General features: G+C 71.0%; 14 protein-coding genes. 1 reads left to right on the top strand and 13 read right to left on the bottom strand.

Annotated elements, in window-relative coordinates:
• Positions 1-4 precede the first annotated feature (4 nt).
• A complete protein-coding gene (locus ACFO0C_RS36525) occupies positions 5-1,912 on the top strand; it encodes a hypothetical protein (protein WP_378071346.1) in 1,908 nt (635 codons plus the stop codon).
• An 11-nt stretch (positions 1,913-1,923) separates the two neighbouring features.
• On the opposite strand, the gene ACFO0C_RS36520 is transcribed toward ACFO0C_RS36525, so the two are convergent.
• The 13 genes from ACFO0C_RS36520 to iolC all read right to left on the bottom strand — a co-directional run bounded on the left by ACFO0C_RS36520 (position 1,924) and on the right by iolC (position 20,286).
• The gene (locus tag ACFO0C_RS36520) at positions 1,924-6,078 is read right to left on the bottom strand and encodes a glycoside hydrolase family 38 N-terminal domain-containing protein (RefSeq protein ID WP_378071345.1); all 4,155 of its coding nucleotides are present in this window, start codon (positions 6,076-6,078) and stop codon (positions 1,924-1,926) included.
• Entirely contained in the window at positions 6,078-7,190 is a 1,113-nt protein-coding gene (locus ACFO0C_RS36515; RefSeq protein ID WP_378071344.1) for a Gfo/Idh/MocA family protein, read from the bottom strand. The genes ACFO0C_RS36520 and ACFO0C_RS36515 overlap by 1 nt, the downstream gene beginning before the upstream one ends.
• Positions 7,187-8,896 (bottom strand): phosphatase PAP2 family protein, encoded by a 1,710-nt coding sequence (locus ACFO0C_RS36510; RefSeq protein WP_378071343.1) that lies wholly within the window; start codon positions 8,894-8,896, stop codon positions 7,187-7,189. Before ACFO0C_RS36510 ends, ACFO0C_RS36515 begins: the two co-directional genes overlap by 4 nt.
• Positions 8,897-8,905: 9 nt before the next feature.
• Complete coding sequence (locus ACFO0C_RS36505; RefSeq protein ID WP_378071342.1) at positions 8,906-9,748, bottom strand: carbohydrate ABC transporter permease; 843 nt, start codon at positions 9,746-9,748, stop codon at positions 8,906-8,908.
• A gap of 1 nt (position 9,749) precedes the next feature.
• On the bottom strand, positions 9,750-10,640 hold the full coding sequence (locus tag ACFO0C_RS36500) for a carbohydrate ABC transporter permease (protein WP_378071341.1): 891 nt from the start codon (positions 10,638-10,640) through the stop codon (positions 9,750-9,752).
• 80 nt (positions 10,641-10,720) lie between these two features.
• Positions 10,721-12,001 carry an ABC transporter substrate-binding protein gene (locus ACFO0C_RS36495; protein WP_378071340.1) on the bottom strand — a complete coding sequence of 427 codons (1,281 nt, stop codon included), beginning with the start codon at positions 11,999-12,001 and terminating at the stop codon, positions 10,721-10,723.
• Between the two features lie 152 nt (positions 12,002-12,153).
• Entirely contained in the window at positions 12,154-13,764 is a 1,611-nt protein-coding gene (locus ACFO0C_RS36490; protein WP_378071339.1) for a hypothetical protein, read from the bottom strand.
• Positions 13,765-13,806: 42 nt separating this feature from the next.
• Complete coding sequence (locus ACFO0C_RS36485; RefSeq protein ID WP_378071338.1) at positions 13,807-14,862, bottom strand: Gfo/Idh/MocA family protein; 1,056 nt, start codon at positions 14,860-14,862, stop codon at positions 13,807-13,809.
• Complete coding sequence (locus tag ACFO0C_RS36480) at positions 14,859-15,737, bottom strand: TIM barrel protein (RefSeq protein ID WP_378071337.1); 879 nt, start codon at positions 15,735-15,737, stop codon at positions 14,859-14,861. The genes ACFO0C_RS36485 and ACFO0C_RS36480 overlap by 4 nt, the downstream gene beginning before the upstream one ends.
• Before the next feature lie 14 nt (positions 15,738-15,751).
• Positions 15,752-17,617 (bottom strand): 3D-(3,5/4)-trihydroxycyclohexane-1,2-dione acylhydrolase (decyclizing), encoded by a 1,866-nt coding sequence (iolD, locus tag ACFO0C_RS36475; protein ID WP_378071336.1) that lies wholly within the window; start codon positions 17,615-17,617, stop codon positions 15,752-15,754.
• Entirely contained in the window at positions 17,614-18,381 is a 768-nt protein-coding gene (gene iolB, locus ACFO0C_RS36470; RefSeq protein WP_378071335.1) for a 5-deoxy-glucuronate isomerase, read from the bottom strand. Before iolB ends, iolD begins: the two co-directional genes overlap by 4 nt.
• A complete protein-coding gene (locus ACFO0C_RS36465) occupies positions 18,378-19,346 on the bottom strand; it encodes a Cgl0159 family (beta/alpha)8-fold protein (RefSeq protein WP_378071334.1) in 969 nt (322 codons plus the stop codon). The genes iolB and ACFO0C_RS36465 overlap by 4 nt, the downstream gene beginning before the upstream one ends.
• Entirely contained in the window at positions 19,339-20,286 is a 948-nt protein-coding gene (iolC, locus tag ACFO0C_RS36460) for a 5-dehydro-2-deoxygluconokinase (RefSeq protein WP_378071333.1), read from the bottom strand. Before iolC ends, ACFO0C_RS36465 begins: the two co-directional genes overlap by 8 nt.
• Positions 20,287-20,438: the final 152 nt, after the last annotated feature.

The following is a 20,438-nucleotide window of genomic DNA, read 5'->3' as shown; positions in this document are numbered from 1 at the left end:
CGGCATGAGACGAATCAGCATTGTGGTGCTCGTGGCCGTGATGGCCGGTCTCGGCCTGCTCAACGTGTGGCCGGAGGCGACGTTCGAGGTGCCGGAGGGCGGGTTCAGCCTGCGGGACTGCGACTACGAGGTCGAGACGGGGACGGTGGCGGCCGACTGCGGGACCATCGTCGTCCCGGAGAACCGGCGGGACCCGGGGTCCGGCCGGATCGCGCTGCCGGTCATCCGGATCCGGGCCACCGGGCCGGTCACCGGGGCGCCGATCTTCCGGCTCAACGGTGGGCCGGGCGCGACGAATCTGGAGTTCCCGCAGGCCGCACGGCTGATCGGCGGGCATGACGTGGTGCTCGTCGGATACCGCGGGGTGGACGGGTCACGGCGGCTCGACTGCCCCGAAGTCGATCACGCACTGCAGACGTCGGCCGACCTGACCGGGGCGGAGGGGCTGCGGGCCGCCACGGCGGCGTTCGGGGACTGCGCCCGGCGGCTGACCGGGGACGGCGTCGACCTCACCGGATACTCGATCACCCAGCGGGTCGACGATCTGGAGGAAACCCGGAAGGCACTCGGGTACGGGCGGATCAACCTGCTCAGCTCCAGCGCGGGGACACGCACGGCGATGATCTACTCGTGGCGGTACCCGGCCTCGCTGGAACGGTCGGCGATGATCTCCGTCAACCCTCCCGGGCATTTCGTGTGGGATCCCCGCATCACCGATCGGCAACTCGGGCGGTACGCGGAACTCTGCCGGGCCGATGCGGGGTGCTCCGGCCGTACCGCCGATCTGACCGACGCCATGCGGAAGGTCGCCGCGGACGTCCCCGACCGCTGGGGTCCCCTGCGGATCAAGGACGGCAACGTGCGGGTCGCCGGAATGTACGGCATGTTCCGCAACGGGCCCGGCGCGGCACCGCTCAACGCGCCGACGCTGATCGACGCCTACCTCAGCGGGGATCCGGCGGCGCTGTGGGCGCTGTCGGTGCTCGGTGACCTGGTGCTGCCGACGTCGTTCGTGTGGGGCGAGTTCGCGTCGTTCGGGATGATCGACGCGCCGGCCGCCGCGCGGTACTACGCCGACGGCGGGGATCCCGGGTCGATCCTCGGGAACGAGGCGACCGATCTGCTGTGGGGCGGGCCCGGCGGGTTCTTCACGTCGTGGCCGGACAGTCCCGACAACGCCGAATACCGGGCGCTGCGGCCCAGCGACGTCGAGACGCTGCTGATCGGCGGGAGTGTGGACTTCTCGACGCCGGCCGAGCTCGCCACCCGGGAACTCCTGCCGATGCTGTCGCGAGGGCGGCAGGTGGTGTTGCCGGAACTCGGGCACACCGGGGACTTCTGGGAGCATCAGCCGCCGGCGCTGCTCGTCACGTTCTTCGACAGCGGGCGGGTGGTCGAGGACGGGATCACGTCGCGGGCCGTCGACTTCCGTCCGGCGGTCACCATGTCGGTCATCGGGCGGGGGCTGTTCGGGGTCGTTGCCGGGACGGCGCTGCTCACGGTCGTGCTGCTGGCGGCGATGATGTTCCGGGTGCGGCGGCGGGGTGGGTACCGGGTACGGACCGGGGTGGTGCTGCGGTGGGTGACTCCGGTGTTCTTCGGGGTGGGCGGCTGGTTCTGTGCGGTCCTCCTGATCTGGACGGCCGGGCCGGCGGCGTTCATCGGGTCCGGGGTGGTGGCGGTGCCCTCGGTGGGGGTGGCGGTGGGGCTCAGCGCCTACGCGGCGTGGGCCCGTCGTCTCCGGCTCGTGCCCCTGGTGGTGACCGTTGCCGCGGCCGTCCTCGGTGCGGCCGCCGGGTTCGGGGCGCTGTCGGACATCGCTGCGCTGGCGACGACGATCCTGGGCGCCGCGGTCGCCGCCAACCTGGCGCTGGTCGTCCTCTCCCGGGAGCGGGCCGCCCGCGAGGAGTAGCGGTGCGCGGGCTACGGCCGGACCGTGAGGGGGACGGTTGCGGTGTAGGCGACCTGTCCCAGGGCCGTGACCCGGGCCAGGGCCCACCATTGGGCTCCGGGACGGGCCGTCGTCGACGCGGTCACCGTGAACTCCCGGGTCGTGGTGGCGCCGGCGGGCAGGTCGTAGCCCTGGATCCACGGCTGGACGTCGAGGTCGTCGGCGGTGGCGCCCCACGTTCCGAACGGGGAGAGCAACTGGACCTCGCCGCGCAGCGGTGCATCGGTGGGGTTGTGCAGGCGCAGCACCAGGCGGGCGGTCTCGCCGGGCGCGACCGTCACAGCCGCCGGAGAGAGTTCGCCCGATGCCGGGGCGGCGGACGCGGCGGTGTCCGATTCGGGCAGGTGGGTCACGTCTTCCAGCAGCTGGCCGTGCGGGTCCCGGATCCGGGCGGTGACCTGGCCGTGGCCGGTGACGGTCAGGTCGAACTGCTGGTGGCCGCTCGGCGGCAGGTCGTAGGCGTAGGGGCCTTCGGGGGTGACCGTGGCACCGGGCGGAATGTCCAGGGTGACGGTGCCGGAGGCGGGGACCGTGCTGGTGCTGACCGTCACCCGGAGCATTCCGGGGGCGTCGGCCGCGGCGATGTGGACGGTCACCGGCAGGTTGCCCACGGGTGCCGGGCCCTTGTTGTGCAGCCAGTATCGGGTGAAGACCGGCTGTACCGGCTCGGTGGCCGGGACGGTGGGACCGAACGGTGTCGCGGGCAGGGCGGCGACGGTCACGATGTCGGCCGGGGCCAGGTCCACCGTGACGTCGGGGCCGTCAAATGTGGCGGGGGCCTGGGGTTCGCCCAGGACGTTGGCCAGCGCCGGGTCGTGCAGGCCGCCGTGCAGGCGGATCCGGGCGCGGGCCGGGGTTCCGCTGGTCTCGTAGATGCGGGCGGTGATCTGGTCGCCGTCGGGTTTGAGGGCGGACAGGACGGCGTTCGCGGGCTCGACCGAACCCAGCGACATCCGGGACGGCAGGTCGCCGGCGGTGGACGGGACCGGGGTGGCGATCAGCGGATGGTTGGACTCCTGGCCGGCCCGGACGAAACCGGCCGCACGCCAGTCGCCGGGCCCGGCGGCGAGGCTGTACCGGAACGTGTGTGTCCAATGCTGCAGAGCAAAACCGGACCCATCCGGCACGGTACGCCGTGGGCCGTCGATCCAGACTCCGCTCGGCCAGCCGGTGCAGGCGCGCATCAGCGACAGGTGGAGGGAACCGTCCCGGGCGGCGACGAACCCGGGGGTCCCGTGGTTGACGAGGGCCACCGAATAGTCGGTGAAGTCGCCGGGCAGTTCCTGGCCGACGGTGACCTCGGCGTCTTCCAGATCGGCGATCAGGGCGGCCAGGCCTTCGGCAGCGACGATCAGGACCGGCAGGTCACGGGCGCCGCGGAGGTCGGCATCCGGCACCCAGGTCTCGTCCAGCGGCCGGGCGGGCGGCACGTAGACCCGGCCGGTCGCCGCCAGCACCTCCCCGAAGGACGGCTCGGCCGCGGCCAGAACCTCCCGGCTGAAGGCGTTGTCACCGACGACGATGCGGATGTCCGGCAGATTCGAGTCGGCGTCGAGCGCGCCGTAACGGGGACCGCCGGGCCGGGAGGCGGTCGCCGTCACGCCTTGCCGGACCAGCGCGACCACGAGATCCCGCGGATCCTCCTCGGTGATCACCTCAGCGACTCCGAAGGCGGAAGCGGAGGTGGCGGAGGAGGTGGAAGCGGAGGTGGCGGAGCGGATCCGGGCGGTGCTGGACAGGGCGGCCCACGTGTGGGCCGGGTTGTCGAGGGCCCACAGGCTTTCGGCGGCGTCCAGGGACGGGAAACCGAACGAGCGGCCGATCGCGGCGAAACCCACCTCGGAGACCGGCTGTGTGCCCGGCAGGTCGAGGTCGAAGCGGACCCGCAGCAGCCGGTCCTCGCCGATCGAACCATCCACATGGGTCTGGAAGTCGATACGGTCACTGCCGGCCCACAGGGTCACCTCACGGGTGATCCGCAGGTCGTCGATGGTGGCCTCCGTGATCAGGCGGCTGCCGGCGGGGCTGTGCTCGACACGGACCGTGGCGGTGCGGTCGGCGAGACCGCGGCCGGGGCCTTTCGGCAGCAGATGCCAGGGGCCCTCACCCCAGAACGGGTGGTCGGGATACTCCTCCTGGACGACCAGTTCACCGCCGAGACCACCCGAACGCAGCAGTTCCCGCCCGGTACGGCGGTCGACGATGCTGGTCAGCGCGCCGCCACGGCCGGCGTCCGCGCGTACCTCGAAATGGTCGTTGCGGATGACCGGATCGCCGGGAGCCGCCCGCCAGACGGTGACCGGAGGTAGCGCCGCGGAAGAAGCGGAAGGAGCGGGAGCCGCCGACGGGCTGACGTGCCACACCTGGTAGCCGAGAGCGGGCACGTCGCGGGCGACAGCCGCCAGGGACGCGTCGGCGATCGTGCCGTCCGGGTGCCGGGTCAGCGCCGAAGCGACCACCGGCACCACCGCACCCGAGTCGTCGAGAACGGTCAACGCGGCAGGCCCGGGAGCCGGATAGGACAGGTCGAACCGGGCCACGCCACCCCGTGCCCAGGACAACGGGTTGGCGACCAGCACCGCCTGACCGGCGCCCCGGGTGTCCACCTGTGACGCCAGTCCGGCGACAGCCGACCGGCGGGCCGCGGCGCCGAGTTCCCAGGCCTCCCGCCACCCGGCGAGGAGGTCGAGATAGACCTGATCGGATTCGGTCCCGGTGACGGCGTCGTGGTGGGCGCCGTAGGCGAGCAGCCGCCACGCCTTGTCGAGTTGCGCCTGCGGATACCCGGTGCCGAGGAGGGCGGCGAGGGTGCCGAGACGTTCGGCGTCCAGCACGATCGTCTCGATGGCCCGCTGCGCCTGCTTCGTGTCGATGTAGGACACGTCCTTGCCGGTGTAGACCGGGTTCATGTCGCGGGTCTGCGGCGACAGCCGGGGGTTCGCGGCCTTGACCGCGGCGAAGAAGTCCCGGGGCAGGCCCATCACGAACCGGGGCCACACATACCGTTTCGCCCATTCGCGGTGGATCTCGGTGCACCACCGGGACGGGATGTTGTGGTCGTGGCCGACCGGCAGCATCACGTTCGGGGTCGCCGCGACCAGCCGCAGCGACCGATATTGCGCATAGGCTTCGGCGAGCGCCTCCTCCAGGGTCTCCTTGCGCTCGACGTCCCACCCGGCGACGTAGTGGTTGGCCATGTAGGCGGTGGTCAGCCCCCGCCCGCTCGGCGAGATCCACTCGAACTCGCTGGGGAACTGCATCCGGGTGATGTCGCCGGTGTGCCGGCGCGGCCCGATGTGGTGGAAGGGTCCGCGCGCCCACGAGTTCGACGTCAGCCCGGCGTCGGCCATCAGTCCCGGGAACGCCGGGTCGTGCCCGAAGACGTCCAGCATCCACGCGGTCCGCGGGTCGCCGCCGAGGACGTCGCGCTGGTATTCGATGCCGAAGCCGGTGTTACGGATCGTCGACTCGGGGTGGGTGAGGTTCGTGTTCGGCTCGTTGTACATGCCGCCGACCAGTTCGACGCGTCCGTCGCGCAGCATCCGGCGCAGGTCGTCCCGGTCGGAGGGGAACACGTCCCAGTACGGCTTGAGGTAGTCGATCTCGGCGAGCACGAACCGGTAGTCGTCGTCCAGGCGGGCCGCGTCGATGTGGGCCCGCACCAGGTCGAACGCGGTCCGTACGAACGCCGGCCGGAGCTTGTCGACCTTGGGCACGTCGGGCAGTTGCTGCCACACCTCGGTGAAGCCGCGCTGCGTGTTCCACCACACCGGGTCGTAGTGGAAGTGCGACACCATCCACATGGTCCAGCCGGTGGCCGCGACCCGGAACTCGCCGTCGAGGGTCACCGGGCCCGCATCGGTGTCGGCGACGGCGGTGACCCGCAACGGCGTGCCTTCGGCAGCCGGGGCCGAGACCAGGACACCGACCTCGACGGTGCGTTGCTCGCCGGCGGCCAGGCCGGTGGTGACGGCGACGGCTTCGGGGGTACGGACGGAGGCGCCCTCCACCCGTACCCGGAAAGGTCCGGTCGCCGTCGTGGCGGCGACGGTGACCCGGACGACCTGCCGGGGCGCCGCGGCCGGGCCGTGAAAGAGATCGGTGCCCTCGATCGCGGTGATCCGCATCAGGATCCTTCCGGTGTCCAGGTGTAGGCGGGCGCGGTCGCCCAGGTCGCGCCGAGCTCGCGGTAGAGCCGGCCGGTGGCGGCGGCCTCGTGGGTGAGCGCGGCGAGCCCGTCGAGTCGTTCGCCGGGCACCGGTGTCGGTGCCGGGCTCTGCCGGACGGCTTCGGCGACCTCGGTGAACGCGCGGGTCGCGGCGAGCGGCACGAGCAGGTCGACGGCCGGGCCGGCGAGGTGGTCGAGCAGGTTCTCCAGCAGGTCGGCCCGCGCATGCCGGGTCTCCCCCGCCGCGGTGACGAGCCGGTCCTGCGTGTAGTGCAGCGTGGCGGTGTCGCGGGTGCCGTGCACGACGACGACCGGTTCCTCCTCGGCCTCGGCACAGAGGGTGGCGGCGACGGTGACCGTGGTGCCCCGGGCGGTGCGGATGCGGGCGCTCGCGGTGTCGTGGGCCTCGGCCGGCCGGGTGCGGTAGGTGTCCAGGTCGACGGCCCGCACCGACTCGTGACCGCCGGAGCCGTCGAGCGTGACGGCGAGGGCGACGGCGTGCGCGAACGGGTTGGTGAGCGCCCCGTCGTTGACGTCGGCCCCGTCGAGGAACCGGCGCCCGGCCCAGCCGGCCCGGTTCCAGTAGGCCTCGCCCCGCCACCACAGTCCGGTGGCGCTGATCGCCTCGATGTCGCCGAGATCGCCGGCGTCGATACGGCGGCGCAGCTCGGTGACCGCCCCGGATCCGAACGCCTGGAAGCCGACCTGCACCGTCCGCCCGGTCTCGGCCTGGACGGCGAGGAGCCGGTCGAGGCCGGCCAGGCTCGGGGCGGGCGGTTTCTCCAGCAGCAGGTGGGCGCCGGCGCGCATGGCGGCCTCGGCGATAGCCACGTGGGTGTGCACGGGCGTGACGACGACGGCCAGATCGGGGGCGGTGGCCCCGATCAGGCTCGCCGCGTCCCGCCGCCAGGGCGCGTCGGCGGCCGCGGCCCGCTGCTCGGGGCAGGGCGGCCGGGGGTCGGCCACCCCGACCAGCGCGATCCTGCCGTCGGCGTGCAGTTTCGCGAGCTGGTCGAGGTGGCCGCGCCCGTGTCCGTGCGCGCCGACGAGGACGACGCGGGGCGGTGTCATGGCTTCAGGATCCGCGCCGAGATGCTGGTGCGGGTGTAAACGGCCTCGGCCGGGCGGCCGTCGACGGTGACCTTCGCGAACCGGCCGGTCACCCGCTCGGCGGTGAGGACCGGGCCGCGCGCGGCGGTGGACACGGCGAGGGTGCTGCCGGGGCCGATCGTGACGGTTCCGTCGAGGCACATGCCCGGGACGATGGTGCGCAGGGTGGCGCCACTGATCTCGACGTCGCCGTCACCGAGGGAGTGGGCGCCGGTCGCGGCCAGTGTGCCGCCGAGGACGCGGACACCGCCACGGAAACGGTTCGTGCCGGTCAGGGTCAGCGTGCCGGTGCCGCGCAGGGTCAGGCCGCCACGGCCGGTGATGTCGTTGCGCCACGCGTCGGACACACCGTCGAGGGTGACGTCGACGTCGGTCTCGAACGCGCCGTAGCCGTCGGCGGCCTTGAACAGGTCGAGGCGTCCCCACTGCTCGGGGCCGTCGAGCAGGGCGTATCCGGCGGGCAGGGCGGTGCTGCGCAGGACGGCCCGGCGCTGGTCCGCGGTGAGGTACGGCTGGCGGGTCTCCAGCAGCACCTCGGCGCCCTTCGGCACGGTCAGGGGCTTGTCGGGGCCGGTCCTCGGCAGGATGTACGTGAGCTTCGGGAGGATCAGACGGCGGTTGGCGGAACGGTCGGCGAAGGTGTCCGTACCCACGCCGGGGTTGTCTGCCAGGAACGCCGCGGCCTGGGCCCGGGCAGCCACCTTGAGCTCGGCGTTGGCCGGGTCGCCGAGGATCGCGGCGGCCAGCGCGGTGGCCAGGATCCGGCCGCTGACCACGTCGAGCGGCGAGTGCATGCCGGCCGTGATCCGGGTGTCGGCCAGGTCGAACGCGCAGGTCAGCAGCTCCTGGAAGCGTTCCGGGAAGGCGTAGGCGAAGGCCAGCGCGGCCAGGTGCAGGGCGTTGGTGTGGCCGCTCGGGAAACCGCCGTCGTCGCCCGGGACGAGCCCGCGCTGCCGGAGCAGTTGCGGCGCGACCACGACCTTCGACTGGTAGACGGGGAAGCCGAACGCGTCGAGGACGCCGGTGTCGACGACGGTGCTGTCGGTGGTGAGCCGCCAGGGGCGCGGGTACTGGACGGCGAACTTCGACGGGTTGCTGGAGGACCAGTTACCGCGGACCGTGTTGACCAGGGTGACGATCTGGCCCAGCGGTGAGGTGGGCGAGCCGGCGCCGAGGGTGGATCCGGCGGGGGCGCCCGCGGGCACGGCGTCGCTGATCGTGGTGGCCGGGGTGCCGGCCGGCGCCTCGGTGATACCGGTGACGGCCAGTGCCGTGGTGCGGTAGGCGGCGGCCCACGGGCCGAGACCGTCGATGACGGCGTAGCTCTGGTGGCGGCGGTCGACGATGAACGACCAGGCGGCCTCGGCGTCGGTACGCCCGGCGGTCCGCTTCTCGCAGAACCTGATGTTGGCGCGGAGCACCGCGGCGTTCAGGACGGTGCCGTTGTTCCAGGCGGTGCCGGTCTGCCAGTAGGACCGCACGCCGGAGAGGATCCGCACGGCGGCGTTGGTGTCGACGGTCAGGTTGGTGGTGAGGTTCGACCTGTAGTCGTCGACGAAGGCTTTCGCCTCGGCCAGCGAAGCGGCCAGACCGGCGCGGCTCAGGAGCGGGGCGGCGAGTCCGGCGGTGGTCGCCGCGAGCAGGGTGCGGCGGGTCAGAGTGGTCATCTATGTTCCTCAGTCTTTGAGGCCGGCGTTGATGTCTGCGTTCATCACGTACTTCTGGAACACCAGGTAGATGGCGACCAGCGGAACCATGGAGAGGACGGAGGCGCTGATCAGGATCGACCAGTTCACGTTGTTGGCGCCGACGATGCCGGCGATGCCGATCTGCAGGGTGAACTGGCTGGGCTCGTTGAGGATGATCAGCGGCCAGAGGTACTCGTTCCAACGCCACTGGAACGAGAAGATCGCCAGGGTCAGGATGATCGGCCGGGACAGCGGCAGCATGATCCGGAAGAAGGTGGACAGTTCGCTGGAGCCGTCGATGCGGGCCGCTTCGAGCAGGTCGTTGGGGACCGTGACGAAGAACTGGCGGAACATGAACGTGCCGGTGGCGGTGATCACGGCGGGTACCACCACACCGGACAGGCTGTTGTAGAGGCCGAGGTTGCGGACCACCAGGAACAGCGGGGCCAGGATCGTCTCGGTCGGCAGCATGGTGGTGGCCAGGATGCAGCCGGCGAAGATCTTCAGCCACCAGTTGCTGTACTTGGCCAGGGCGTATCCGCAGGCGGCGCTGACGATGATGGTGAGCAGGGTGGCCGCGATCGCCACGATCATCGTGTTGACCAGGTAACCGGGGAAGTCGAAGCTGGTCCAGGCGTCGGTGTAGCCCTCGATCGTCGGGTTCTTCGGCCAGAACGTCAGCGGGTAGGAGAACAGTTCGCCGCCGGGTTTGAACGAGCTGACCACGAACCAGAGCAGCGGGAAGCCGTACAGGACGGCCAGCAGCCACATGATCGCGCTGGAGCTGATCTTCTTCGGCAGATCGCCGGTCCTGCTCCGGGAGACGGCCATCTCAGGATCCCTTCCGGCGGCTGGCGATCAGCTGGAGAACGGCCACCATCACCAGGATCAGCAGGAGTACGAACGACGCCGCGCTCGCGTAGCCGATCTGGGCCCGTTTGAAGCCGGTCTCGTAGATGTACTGGACGATCAGGTTGTTCTCGGTGCCCGGGCCGCCGTCGTTGACCGCGACGAAGTAGGTGTACTCCTTCATCGCGTGCAGGGTGCTGAGCAGCACGACGATGAACGAGGTGGGTGCGATGGCCGGCAGGGTGATGCTCCGGAACTTCTGCCAGGCGTTCGCCCCGTCCAGGTCGGCGGCCTCGTAGTAGGAGACCGGCACGTTCTTGAGCGCGGCGATGAACAGCAGCATGTTGAACGCGGTGCCGGCCCAGGTGGCCACTATGACGACGATCATCAGGGACAGGTCGCCGTTGGACTGCCAGGAGACCGGGTCGCCGCCGAGTTCGGTGATCACGAAGTTGACCAGGCCGAAGTTCTCCCCGAACAGCCAGCGCCAGATGACACCGGCGATGATCGGCGAGATCAGCCAGGGCAGGAAGAAGACCACCCGGGCGATGGTCTTGCCCTTGGCGTACGGGCTGGTCAGCAGGTAGGCGATGCCGAGCGACATCACGAACATCAGCGGGACGACACAGCCGGTGTAGATCAGGGTGCGCAGCAGGGCCGCGTAGAAGTCGGCGTCACCGATCAGTTCCTGGTAGTTCTCCAGGCCGACCCAGGGCGCGTCGCCGACACCGGTGTAGCTGGTGAAGGAGTAGGCCAGGCCGATGATGGCGGGCCAGACGAAGAACGTCAGGAAGAGCAGGACGTTGACCGAGATCAGGATCAGTGGAGCAAGGGTGTAGCTGTTGTGCCGGCGCCGGCTGGCGCTGAAGACCATGGTCACTCCTCTTTCCCAGCGAGTCTTTCCCAGCGAGGGTGGGCCCGCCGGAAGCCGGCGGGCCCACCCGTCGCGGTCCCCTACTTGATCTGGTCGTTCAGGCCGGTGACGATGGCGTCCACGGTCTTCTGCGCGTCCTGCTCGCCGTTGACCAGCTTGGCCAGCTCGGTCTTGATCAGCGCGTCCTCGACCTTCTGCTTGGCCAGCAGCAGCTTGGTCTGGTTGGCCTGGCCGGAGCTGGAGATCGGGTCGGCGAGCTCCATCTCCTTGATGTACAAGGCGAACGCGTCCTGGGCGGCCTTCTTCTCGAACGGGTAGGTCAGCGTCAGGCCGGTCTCGATGGGGAGGTAGCCGTTGGTCTGCGCCAGCTTGGTGTAGTTGGCCGGCTGGAAGACGAAGTCGATCCACTTCTTGGCCGACTCGGCCTTGTCACCGTTGTTGAACGCGACCATCTTGCCGCCGAGGTTGATGTCGGTGGCGTGGGTCGGCTGGGCCGGGCTGGGCACGCTGGCCCACTCGAAGTCGGTGATGCTGTCGGCGAAGTCGGCGACCTGCCAGACGCCCGAGTAGTAGGCGACGACCTGGCCGCTCTTGAACAGGGCGTTCGGGTCCTGGCCGGAGGTCCAGACCGACTTGGGCATGACCTTGTCGTCGTTGATCTTGGCGAATTCGGTGAGCGCCGTGACGGTGGCGGCGTCCGGGGCGGCGAACTTACCGTCGGCGCCGAGCTGGAAGCCGGTGCCGCCGTGGGTGTAGATCCAGCCGCGGATGCGGGCCGCGGAGTTGTCGTAGACCAGGTCGTACTTGGCGTTGGTGGCCTCGCGGACCTTGGTGGCGGCGGCGAGGAAGTCGGTCCAGGTCCAGGTCTGCGCAGGGTCGGTCGGGTAGGACACGCCGGCCTTGTCGAACAGGCTCTTGTTGATGTAGAGCCCGGCCGCGGTGACGTCCGAGGGGATCGACAGGACCTTGTCGCCGTCCGCGGTGACCAGGTTCTTGTTGATCTTGTTGGCTTCGGCGTTCGCGATGCTGGAGAGGTCCTGCAGCTGGTTGACCCAGAGCGGGTCGAGCGACGGCACGCTGGCGGTGTCCGGCAGGGCGTTGGCCTGGGCCGCCTGGCTCAGCTTGTCCTGGTAGCCGTCGTAGGGGACGTTGACGATCTCGACCTTGATGCCCTCCTTGGCCTCGAACTCCTTGGCCAGGTCGGTGTAACCCTGGTCCTGGGCGGAGGTGGAGAACCAGAAGGTGATGCTCTTCGGGTCGCCGTCACCGCTGCCGGATCCGGACGAGCAGGCGCCGAGGACGAGGGCGCCGACGACGCTCGCGGCCAGCCACCCCTTCCGAGCGGATGCCGAAATGCCCATGACTATCTCCTCGATGAAATGTCTTCTCGTGGTTCTTCTCGTGGCGACGGACGTTAGAGGAAAGCGCTTACCGCGTCAACGACATGTTAATTCACAGGTTGGATTTTAATCGACCCGGGTCGATATCGCAGGTCGCAGCTCTGTACGGTTTCCTAAACGATGGACAGGCGAAGCCTCGACGGGGCTTTTCCGGTCACATACAGAAGGACACCGGCGGCCGCATCGGTGCCGCCGAGGAACTCGTAGTCCTCACCCGGGTGGTAGCCCGGTTCGGACTCCGACGCCGTCCGCGGCCCCTCGACGACCGTCACCGACAGCCCGCCGTAGGCGGCCGTGCCGGACTCCAGATGCCATCGATCACCGCCCAGCGGACGGGCACCGGTCATCGTGCCGCCGGGCCGGAACGCCAGCTCCAGCGCCCAGTCCACGGCCGCCCCACTGATGTCAACGGTCAGGTCGGTACCCGGGCCGGTACGGCTCACCTGGACCTCGGTGGTGAGGGTGACCTCGTCGCGGGGACGATGGGCGAAGTCCATGGCGGCGCTGAAGCGGCCGTCGTCGGTGAGGGCGTAACGGCCGGTCCCGTCCCCGGGAAGTGGCTGGTAGTAGGCGGCCGAGACGGTCTCGGAGAGGGTGGCCGCGCCGGGCGTGACGGTCAGCGAGCCGGCGCGGAACGGGCCCAGGCCGAAGAATGTGCGCGACAGCCGGACACTGTCCAGCACCGTGTCGCCGGCGTGCAGCCGCAACAGGGTCGGCGAGTTCGCCAGCCCGGAGCGGATCCGCCGGTGCCGTGCGTAGTCGGAGCCGCCGAACACCACGACCGTCCGGGCCGGGCCGTGCGCGACCAGCGTTCCGGCCGCGGCGAAGTGGCGCTCCCGGGGCACCGGCGGCGGGACCGCCGTTGGCAGCGCACGACCGGCGACCGGGTCGGTGGCGGCGTGCGCGGGCGCGACGATGCCCTGCTCCAGGGCGATCCCGGCGGCCCAGGCCAGGTCACCGCGGTCCCGCAGGATCGCCATCGTGCGCAACGGCAGCAGGAAGAGCTTCAACGGCATCGGATGCCGCTGGTCCTGCCGCCGGGACAGGACGGTCTCCACGGTGCCGTCGGGCAGCAGCAGGTCGAGGGTGGCGGTCAGGTTGGCCTCGACCGCGTCGAGCAGGTCGGGGCGGTCGAACACGTCGGCGATCACCAGCAGGGACGGGTTCGACACGGCGGCGGCGTAGTTGGCGCTGCGCTCCGAGTAGAGCCCGTCCTCGATGTCGACGCCCTCGGCCAGCCACTGCTCCACCCGGTCGGCGATCGCCCGCTGCGGGCGCAGCCGGTGCAGGCGGGCCAGGGCCGCGGACAGCTCCCACCGGTGGTTCGGCGTGTGCACCCCGCCCTTGACCAGGGCGGGGGTCATGCCGTCGAGCAGCTGGACCAGGGCGCCGCCCTCGTCGGTGCCGCGCAGCAGCCACGCCGCGTCGGCGAGATCGTTGACGCTGAACGCCGAGTCCGGCGGCGAGTCCACGTTGTCGCCACCGCGGAACAGGCCACCCGGGTTCTGCCGCTCCCGCAGCAGACCGGTCAGCCGTGCCGCCGGAGCGAGCACACCACTGTCGCCGGTCAGGTGCCAGGCCGCGGCGAGGGCGTGGACCCGCTCGGCGAGCCGCCGGTGCTGGAGCCGCCGCCACAGGTCGCCGGACTCGGCGCGGATGCCCTGGACCTCCCGCTCCAGGGCGGCACGCGCCCGGGAGGCGAAGGCGCGATCAAAATCGGTCACCGCATCACTTTCAGAAACACGCGAAGAAATGGCACCCACCTTTTACTGCCGCCGGTATAGCCCGGGTATCGCCGGCATCTCGACGGTATAACGTTCTCCGCTTTCCAGCGCGTTCACACACGCCTGTGCGACGAACGTGGCGGCGAATCCGTCCCACGCCGTGGCGCCCTGGCCGGTTCCGTCGATCCAGTCCTGCAATTCCAGGCGGTACGCCTCGGCGAAACGGGGCCGCCAGTCGGCCGGCAGCTCGCGCGCGTGCAGTCCGGAACGGCGTACCGAGGTCGGCGGTGGCGCGTCCAGAGTGACCGTGCCGGTCTCGGCGACGAGTTCGCAGCGGACCTCGTAGCCGTACCGCGCGTTGACGAAGATCTCCACGTCGGAGAGCACCCCGGACGCGGTGGTGAGGATCAGCAGCTGCGGGTCGCGGGTGCCGCCGGAGTTGCCGGTCGGCCGCGGGGTGTGCACGGCGACCTCGGTGATCTCCTCGTCGAACAGCCAGCGGGTGATGTCCAGCTCGTGCACCGCCGAGTTGGTGATCAGGTTGGCGCTCGGCATGCCGGGGACGGCGGCCGGGTTGCGGTGCACGTTGTGCAGCATCAGCGGAGCACCGATCGCACCGGTCGCGAGCAGCGCCTTCAGGTCGGTGTAGCCGGGGTCGAAGCGGCGCATGAACCCGACGGTGATCAGCCGGCTGCCGTACGCCGTCTCGGCCTCCAGGATCCGGGCGCAGCCGTCGACGGTCGGGGCCAGCGGTTTCTCGCAGAGCACCGGCTTGCCGGCGGCCACACACGCGAGCACGTAGTCCTCGTGGGTGGCGTCCGAGGAGGCGATCAGGACGGCGTCGATGGCGTCGTCGGCGATCAGCGCGTACGGGTCGGCGAACACCCGCGCGCCGCCGCTGGCCTCGGCCACCCCGCGGGCCCGGTCGCCGTCGAGGTCGAAGACCCCGCCGACGGCAGCCCCGGAGACCGCCGAGGTGAGCAGGCGGGCGTGGTCGGCGCCCATGATGCCGGTGCCGATGATGCCGATCCGCTTCACCGTGGAGCCTCCGATTCCGGTTCCGGCCGGGACGTATCCGGGAGAGACCAGCGTCGTCACCGGGACACCTCGGTGAGGAACGCGACGCTGCGCCGGGCGTCACCGACCGGGCCCTGGCCGTCGGCGGGCACGTCGGCCAGCGCACAGTCCTGTTCCAGGACGTACCAGCCGGTGTATCCGGCGTTCTCCAGGGCGCGGACGATGCCGGGGATGTCCACGTCACCGGCGCCGAGCGGCGTGTAGAGGCCGGCCCGGACCCCGTCGATGTAGGCGCGGGTGCCGTCCTGGACGGTCGCCGACACCTCCAGGTCGACGTCCTTGAGGTGCACGTGGGTGATCCGGTTCGCGGCCAGTTCCAGCAGCTCGGCCGGCTGCATGCCGCCGATCAGCAGGTGGCCGGTGTCCAGGCAGATCGGCACGTCACTGCCGTCGAGCACGCGCAGCACCGCCTCGCGGGACTCGACGGCGGTGCCGACGTGCGGGTGCAGACTCGGGCGCAGGCCGCGGTCGCGGGCCATCTCCTGCAGCGTCTCCAGGGTGGCGAACAGCGTGGTCCACTCGTCGTCGCCGAGGTGCACCTTGTGGTCGTAACTGCCGTCACCGGAGCGGGCGGCCAGCACCACGACCTCGGCGCCCGCGGCGGCCAGGGTGTCCATCGCGGCGGCGGCCTCGGCCAGGTCCGCGTCGGTCACCACGTGCATCGGCACCGGCAGGAAACCGCCGATCAGCGTCATGCCGTGGCGGTCCAGGGTGACCCGGACATCCGCCGGGGTCTTGCCCAGGTAGCCGGTGGGGCCGAGTTCGGTGGCCCGCAGCCCGAGCCCGCCCATCTCGGCGAGCACCCGGTCGGCGGGGAGTTCCAGTCCCCAGCCGGGCGCCTCACAGACGCCCCAGGAGATCGGCGCGCCGCCGATACGTTCCGCGAAGCCGGTCAAGATGTCCCCTCCTTCTACAGGTAGTCGCGCTGTCCGCGCTTGCCGTCGAGATACTGCTCATGGGCCGTCCGGACCGTCTCCAGCTGGGAGATCTCCGCGACCGGCACGTCCCACCAGGACTCGCTGCCCGGCGAGTCGGCCATCGGGTCGGTGTCGACGTGCACGACCGTGACGCCGTCGGTCTCCCGCGCCTCGGCCAGCGCCTGGCGCAGCTCGTCGACGGTGGCCGCCCGGAGGACGGTCGCGCCGAGGCTGGCGGCGTTGGTCGCCAGATCGACCGGCAGCGTGCTCCCGCCGAGACGTCCGTCCTGGTCGCGGTAGCGGTAGGCGGTCCCGAACCGCTGGGCGCCGACCGAGGCGGAGAGCCGCCCGATCGAGGCATAGCCGTGGTTCTGCACGAGAACCACGATCAACTTCACCTTCTCCTGTACGGCGGTGACGAGCTCCTGCGCCATCATCAGGTAGGACCCGTCGCCGACCATGACGAAGACCTCACGGTCCGGGGCTGCCAGTTTCACGCCCAGCCCGCCGGCGATCTCGTAGCCCATGCAGGAGAAGCCGTACTCGACGTGGTAGCCCTTCGGGTCCCGGGTGCGCCACAGTTTGTGCAGGTCACCGGGCATCGACCCGGCAGCGCAGACGACCACGTCGCGGGGGCCGGCCGCGTCGTTGACCGCACCGATCACCTCGGTCTGCGCCGGGAGCGGCTGGTTGCCCCGGTGGTAGGCCCGTTCCACGGTCGCATCCCAGGCCTGGGCCTGCTCACGGGCACGCGCCTGGTAGCCGGCATCCGTCCGGTAACCGGCCAGCGCGTCGAGCAACGCCTCCAGTGCGGCCCGGGCGTCGGCCACCACCGCCTCGCCCGCGTGCTTCGCGGCATCGAAGGAGGCGATGTTTACGTTAACGAAGCGGACCGACGGGTCGGCGAACGCGCTGCGGGACGCGGTGGTGAAGTCGCTCCAGCGGGTGCCGATGCCGATCACGACGTCGGCGTCGCGGGCGAACCCGTTGGCCGCCACGGTTCCGGTGGCGCCGACCGCGCCGAGGGCGAGCGGGTGGTCGTACCGCATCGAGCCCTTGCCCGCCTGCGTCTCGGCGACCGGGATGCCGGTCGCCTCGGCGAGGGACCGCAGCGCCTCGGTCGCCTCCGAGTAGATGACGCCGCCACCGGCGATGATCAACGGGCGCTCGGCACTCCGGATGATCGCGACCGCGCGGGCCAGCGCGCCCGGTTCCGGGAGTGTGCGCGGCACGTGCCAGACCCGCTTGCGGAACAACGGGTCCGGGAAGTCGTACGCCTCCGCCTGTACGTCCTGCGGCAACGCCAGGGTGACCGCGCCGGTCTCGGCCGGATCGGTGAGGACCCGCATCGCGCCGAGCAGCGCCGAAGGCAGCTGCTGTGCCCGCCAGATCCGGTCGTAGAAGCGGGACACCGGCCGCAGCGTGTCGTTGACGCTGACGTCGAAGCCGCGCGGATCCTCCAGCTCCTGCAGCACCGGGTTGGCGACCCGGGTGGCGAAGACGTCGCCCGGCAACAGCAGCACCGGCAGGCGGTTGACCGTCGCGAGCGCCGCGCCGGTGACCATGTTGGTGGCACCCGGCCCGATCGAGGTGGTGCAGGCCAGCGTCGACATCCGGTTGCGCATCCGGGCGAACCCGGCGGCCGCGTGCACCATGCCCTGCTCGTTGCGGCCCTGCCGGTAGGGCACCGCGCCCGGGTCGGTCAGCTCGGCCTCCAGCAGCGCCTGGCCGAGGCCGGCGACGTTGCCGTGACCGAAGATGCCGAACCAGCCTTCGATCAGCCGGTGCTCGGCGCCGTCACGCTCGGTGTACTGCGCGGCCAGGAACCGGACAACGGCCTGTCCCACGGTGAGTCTCATGACGCCTGCTTTCCGAACGGCAGCCGCTCGTCGATCGCCTGGCCGGTCCATGTGTCACGGACCCAGGCGTGCTCCGGCTCGTCCTCGATCACCCAGGCCCGCTCCCCCGGCCCGGCCATCACGTTCAGGTAGTAGAGGTCATAACCAGGCGTGGCCATCGACGGGCCGTGCCAGCCGTCCGGGATCAACACCACCTCACCGGTACGGACCTCGTGCACCCCGTCGGCACGCTGGTAGGCGGGCCCGCCCCCGGCCACCTCGAAGTAGTAGATCTCCTCCAGGTCGTCGTGCCGGTGCGGCGGATACGACGACCAGTTACCGCCCGGGGTGAGCACCTCGCAGGCGATGATCCGGTCGGCGTCCAGCACATCGGTGGTGGCGAAGTTGTTGACCTGCCGGGAGCAGACCCCCGCGCCGCGCATCTCGATCCGCTGCTCGGCGACCGGGATGTGCCGGAACGGCAGCCGCTTCGTGGCCCGTGCCGTGGCCAGCGCGAACCGGCCCCCGTCGGCGCTGCGCAGCGTCAGCGTCGTCTCGATCGGCACGTAGACCACATCGGTCGGCCCGTCGAAGACACTCCCCCGCCCGGCCAGCTCCGCCTTGTCACCGTCGGTGGTGACGGTGGCCGAGCCACTCAGCGGCACCACGACCATCTCGTCGCCGCCGGTGGACTGCTGGTACTCGTCGCCCGGTGCCAGGACCACGACGCGCAGGCCGCTGTAGCCCCAGCCCGCCGACTCCGGAGTCACGTCCAGCCGGATCACGCCGCCACCCCCGTACGGACCAGCCGCACCGCCGAGTCGACGGCGGCGGCCACGTCACCGTCCGGCGGATAGAGCAGCGCCCGGCCGACCATCAGACCGCGCACACCGGGTACGGCCAGGGCCCGCCCCCACGACGCGTAGGTCTCCTCCGGGCTGCCCGACGGATCGCCGCCGAGCAGCAGCGCCGGCATCGTCGTCGCCGCCATCACCGCCTCCATCTCCTCGACGACCGGCAGTTTCAGCCACGTGTAGGCGCTGGTCCCGCCGAGTCCCGCGGCGATCGCCACCGATCGGGCCACCGCCGCCGTGCTCAGGTCGTTGACCACCGAGCCGCTGCTGCCCCGGGTCGACAGGAACGGCTCGACCATGGCGAGCAGCCCGTGCGCGGCCAGCTCGTCGACGGCGCGGGCGCACGCCTCCAGGGTGCGGACGCTGGCCGGATCGTCCGGGTCGATCCGGACGAGCATCTTGCCGCCGTCGAACCGCATCCGGGCCACCGCCGCCGCGTCGTAGCCGGTGAACCGGTCGTCCAGTTCGAACACCGCACCCTGCAGGCCGCCCCGGTTCATCGAACCGATGGCGATCTTGTCGTCCAGCTCGCCGAGCAGCAGCAGGTCCTCCAGGACGTCGGCGGTGCCGAGCACCCCGTCGACGCCCGGGCGGCGCAGCGCGGTCCGCAGCCGGCGCAGCAGCTCGTATCGGTCGGCCATCGCGCCGCCGTCACCCCGGACACCCAGCGCCCCGCGGGCCGGGTGGTCGGCGGCGACCAGCATGAGCCGGTCGGCCGGGTCGGCCAGCAGCGGACGGCGGATCCGTCGCGCGGCGGCCTCGGCGATCGCCTGCGGGCGGGTGGCACGCAGGCCGCGCAGTACCGCGAAATCGTCGTCCTTCCCGAGGTTGTCGTTCTTCCCGAGGTCGTCGTACTTTCCAGGGTCGTCGTTCTTCCCAAGGTCGTCGTCAGACACGTCCGGCCTCCATGACCTTCTCCACCTCGGCCGTGGTCGGCATGGCGGTGGAGCATTCGAGGCGGCTCGCGACGATCGCGCCGGCCGCGTTGGCGAAACCGATGATCCGGTCCAGGGGCCAGCCGTTCAGCAGACCGTGGCAGAGAGCGCCGCCGAACCCGTCCCCGGCGCCCAGGCCGTTGACGACGTCGACGTCGGTGGGTTCCTTGGTCACGCTCTCCTTCGCGGTCTTGGCGAGCACCCCGGCCGGGCCCATCTTGACCACCGCGAGGGACACCCCGGCGGCGAGCAGGGCGTCCGCGGCGGCGTCCGGATCAGTCTCACCGACCGCGATGCCGCATTCGGCGAGATTGCCGACCGCCACGCTGACGTGCGGCAACGCCTCCTGCACGGCGGCCGTGGCCTCGTCCGGCGAATCCCAGAACATCGGCCGGTAGTCGAGGTCCAGGATGGTCAGCGGGCGCCGGCCACGGGCCCGCCAGGCGGTGTGGTGGGCACTGTTGCTGGGGTCCTGGGACAGTCCGGTGACGGTGGCCCAGAAGACGCCCGCGTTCGTGATCGCGTCCAGGTCCAGCTCGCCCGGCCCGATCATCAGGTCGGGGGCGGTCGGCTGGCGGTAGAAGTAGAGCGGGAAGTCGTCCGGCGGGAAGATCTCGCAGAACGTGACCGGGGTCGGCAGGCCCGCCACGGACGAGACGAACCGGTCGTCGACGCCGAGTTCGCCGAGGGCGCGGTGCACGTACCTCCCGAACGGGTCGTGCCCGACCCGGGTGATCACCGCGGTTCGCCGGCCGTGCCGCGCGGCGGCGACCGCGACGTTGGTCGCGCTACCCCCGAGGAACTTGCCGAACGAGGTGACGTCCTCGAGGCCCACTCCGGTCTGCAAGGGGTAGATGTCGACACCGACACGTCCCATGGCTATGACCTCGAAGTCCTGCATCACACCTCCGATTACGGCAAGATGTCGCGAGCGTTTCCGCCGCACGTGTCAGCAGCCTCTGCCGCCGTGTTGATCACGTCAATAGTTTGTATTGACATTCTTCTGAACGCACTGACAAACTTCCGCGATTGTCACCGCTGAGGGGGTGCCAC

The organism is Actinoplanes subglobosus, from assembly GCF_042650585.1.
Classification (GTDB): Bacteria; Actinomycetota; Actinomycetes; order Mycobacteriales; family Micromonosporaceae; genus Actinoplanes; species Actinoplanes subglobosus.
The sequence above is the reverse complement of the archived record's forward strand: the minus strand, read 5'-3'. Positions and strand labels throughout refer to the sequence as shown.

Bases quoted from the DNA above. Each gene is read 5' to 3' on its own strand.
- ACFO0C_RS36525 (WP_378071346.1), top strand. From the start codon at position 5: ATGAGACGAATCAGCATTGTGGTGCTCGTGGCCGTGATGGCCGGTCTC.
- ACFO0C_RS36520 (WP_378071345.1), bottom strand. From the start codon at position 6,078: ATGCGGATCACCGCGATCGAGGGCACCGATCTCTTTCACGGCCCGGCC.
- ACFO0C_RS36515 (WP_378071344.1), bottom strand. From the start codon at position 7,190: ATGACACCGCCCCGCGTCGTCCTCGTCGGCGCGCACGGACACGGGCGC.
- ACFO0C_RS36510 (WP_378071343.1), bottom strand. From the start codon at position 8,896: ATGACCACTCTGACCCGCCGCACCCTGCTCGCGGCGACCACCGCCGGA.
- ACFO0C_RS36505 (WP_378071342.1), bottom strand. From the start codon at position 9,748: ATGGCCGTCTCCCGGAGCAGGACCGGCGATCTGCCGAAGAAGATCAGC.
- ACFO0C_RS36500 (WP_378071341.1), bottom strand. From the start codon at position 10,640: ATGGTCTTCAGCGCCAGCCGGCGCCGGCACAACAGCTACACCCTTGCT.
- ACFO0C_RS36495 (WP_378071340.1), bottom strand. From the start codon at position 12,001: ATGGGCATTTCGGCATCCGCTCGGAAGGGGTGGCTGGCCGCGAGCGTC.
- iolD (WP_378071336.1), bottom strand. From the start codon at position 17,617: ATGAGACTCACCGTGGGACAGGCCGTTGTCCGGTTCCTGGCCGCGCAG.
- iolC (WP_378071333.1), bottom strand. From the start codon at position 20,286: ATGCAGGACTTCGAGGTCATAGCCATGGGACGTGTCGGTGTCGACATC.